At 45.1% G+C, this 3,135-nt stretch carries 2 protein-coding genes; both read left to right on the top strand.

What is annotated here, in order from left to right:
• The first annotated feature begins 469 nt into the window (after window positions 1–469).
• Window positions 470–1,717 carry a cytosine permease gene (codB, locus tag JK188_RS16915; RefSeq protein WP_108478658.1) on the top strand — a complete coding sequence of 416 codons (1,248 nt, stop codon included), beginning with the start codon at window positions 470–472 and terminating at the stop codon, window positions 1,715–1,717.
• Window positions 1,710–3,008, top strand: coding sequence for a cytosine deaminase (locus tag JK188_RS16910; protein WP_211887047.1), 1,299 nt, complete (start codon window positions 1,710–1,712; stop codon window positions 3,006–3,008). The genes codB and JK188_RS16910 overlap by 8 nt, the downstream gene beginning before the upstream one ends.
• Window positions 3,009–3,135 lie beyond the last annotated feature (127 nt).

Here is a 3,135-nt window from a genome sequence, read left to right as displayed (position 1 = left end):
ATATTAAATTACGTAAATAATTAGATTTATAAATATCGATTCTCATTTAGATTAAAATCATATTTTACTCAAAAAAATGAGTAATAAATTCCAATCAACAATTTAAATGCGTAATAATAAATAAAATATTAAAATTTGTTTAAACATTATATTTTATTGAATAAATATAAATAAAAAAAACGAATCATTGATACACACACATTCGGAAGTCTTTTATCTTAATTTTACGTTTTTTGTTTGTATCATTGGCTATTCTAACCGCTGGTTTTTATCGTGACTTTATCTCACCCCATCAAGCTGTTTACCGCCTCACGTCCTTTCCAGTTACGCTACAGACTAGAATAAAAAATGAGCAAAAACACAATTCATTAATTCTTTTTAAGCATGTGCGAAACCGTTTGCTTTTTATTTTTACGGCTATAGAATTCGTCAGATTTTTTTGGCCAGAGGAAAGCTACAGGAGGCAATTGTGTCCGGTGATAAAAATTATAGTCATGAGCCAGTACCCATATCCGCAAGAAAAGGCGGGCTCGCATTAACCTTTGTAATGCTGGGTTTAACGTTCTTTTCCGCCAGCATGTGGACCGGAGGCGCTCTCGGTACCGGTCTTAGTTTCAACGATTTCTTCCTCGCAGTTCTCATTGGTAATCTTATTCTTGGTGTCTACACCGCCTTCCTTGGTTTTATCGGTTCTAAAACAGGCTTAACAACCCACCTTCTTGCACGTTATTCTTTCGGTATTCGCGGCTCTTGGCTCCCTTCTTTCTTACTTGGCGGTACACAGGTCGGCTGGTTCGGTGTCGGCGTTGCCATGTTCGCCATTCCCGTTGGTAAAGCAACAGGCTGGGATATCAACTTACTGATTGGTATTTCCGGTATTTTGATGACCGTCACAGTGTTCTTCGGTATCTCCGCGTTAACCGTGCTGTCCATTGTCGCCGTTCCTGCCATTGCTATCTTAGGAAGCTACTCCGTATATCTTGCTGTCACTGATGCCGGTGGTTTAAGCGCTCTGCAAATGGTAAAACCGGAACAACCAATCGATTTCAACCTTGCACTGGCGATGGTCGTCGGCTCGTTTGTCAGCGCAGGAACCTTAACCGCTGACTTCGTACGCTTCGGGCGTAAGCCGAAAATCGCGGTACTGGTGGCCATTGTGGCGTTCTTCTTGGGCAACTCACTGATGTTTATCTTCGGTGCGGCGGGCGCAGCTTCCTTAGGTATGGCGGATATCTCCGACGTAATGATCGCGCAAGGATTACTCTTACCAGCAATTATCGTTCTTGGTTTGAACATTTGGACAACCAACGACAACGCGCTGTACGCTTCCGGCTTAGGGTTCGCCAACATTACAGGCTTATCCAGCAAGACGTTATCCATTATCAACGGCTTAGTGGGCACACTCTGCGCACTGTGGCTGTACAACAACTTTGTTAGCTGGCTGACCTTCTTATCCGCAGCCATTCCACCGATTGGTGGCATTATCATTGCGGATTACTTAATGTATCGTCATCGCTATGCCACTTTTGACATGAGCAAAATGCGCGATGTGAATATCAGTGCGTTAATCGCCGTGGCTGCGGGTGTTGCCGCAGGACATTGGCTGCCGGGAATTGTCCCTGTTAACGCAGTGCTTGGCGGCGCTATCTGCTACGCCATCCTGAATCCACTATTGAATCGCGTACGCGCCACTAATTCGGAGATGACCCGTGCTTAATCAACATATTCAACATATCCACAATGTCCGTTTACCTGAGCGTGAAGGTCTGTGGCGAATCGATATTGAAAATCAACAAATCAAAGCTATCGTTCCGCAGCCCGCAGGTGAAGTACTCGCTAATAGCCTTGATGGTGAAGGCGGCTTAGCCATTCCACCATTTGTTGAGCCACATATTCATTTGGATACAACACAAACTGCTGGGCAGCCAAATTGGAACCAGTCTGGCACCTTGTTTGAAGGGATTGAACGCTGGGCCGAACGTAAAGCGATGCTGACCCATGACGATGTGAAACAGCGCGCTTGGCAAACTCTAAAATGGCAGATTGCTAACGGTATCCAACATGTTCGTACCCACGTTGACGTTTCCGATGCCACTTTAACGGCACTGAAAGCCATGCTGGAAGTGAAAAAAGAAGTGGCGCCTTGGGTGGATATGCAGATCGTTGCTTTCCCTCAAGAGGGGATCATGTCCTATCCAAACGGCGAAGAGCTATTAGAAGAAGCGCTACGTTTAGGGGCGGATGTGGTCGGGGCTATCCCGCACTTTGAATTCACCCGTGAATATGGTGTGGAATCCCTGCATAAGACCTTTGCACTGGCACAAAAATATGACCGTTTAATCGATGTTCACTGTGATGAAATTGATGATGAACAGTCACGTTTTGTCGAAACCGTTGCTGCCCTTGCTCACCGTGAAAATATGGGCGCACGCGTTACCGCCAGCCATACAACGGCGATGCACTCTTACAACGGGGCATATGCTTCACGTTTATTCCGCCTGCTGAAAATGTCAGGGATTAACTTTGTCGCCAACCCGTTAGTGAACATTCACTTACAAGGTCGTTTCGATACCTATCCAAAGCGTCGAGGGATCACCCGCGTGAAGGAAATGCTCGCCGCCAATATTAATGTCTGCTTCGGTCACGACGATGTGTTCGATCCATGGTATCCACTGGGTACCGCAAATATGCTGCAAGTGCTGCATATGGGTCTGCATGTTTGCCAATTGATGGGCTATGGTCAGATTAATGATGGTTTGAAGCTTATCACTGAGCACAGCGCGAAAACGTTGAATTTGCAAAATTACGGTATTGATGAAGGGAAGCGCGCAAGCCTGCTGATCCTGCCTGCTGAAAACGGTTTTGATGCAGTACGTCGCCAAGTGCCAGTACGCTATTCCATCCGTGATGGTCGCGTAATTGCCACTACGCAGCCAACCGTGACCCAAATTCAACTCGACGATGTCGAGACGATTCGTTACGGTTATCAGCCACATAGCGAAAACTAAAATTAAACCCCATTCATTGCTAATAACGAGTGGGGTATTTAATATAATTATAATGATGAGCTGAGTTAATTATATTCAGTTATTTGAAATAACCTTAAGTATATTTAACCTTCATACATTCCAGCTA

Origin of the sequence: Providencia sp. JGM181 (genome assembly GCF_018257375.1) — a bacterium.
GTDB classification, from domain to species: Bacteria; Pseudomonadota; Gammaproteobacteria; order Enterobacterales; family Enterobacteriaceae; genus Providencia; species Providencia lanzhouensis.
This window is presented reverse-complemented; position numbering and strand designations above follow the sequence as displayed.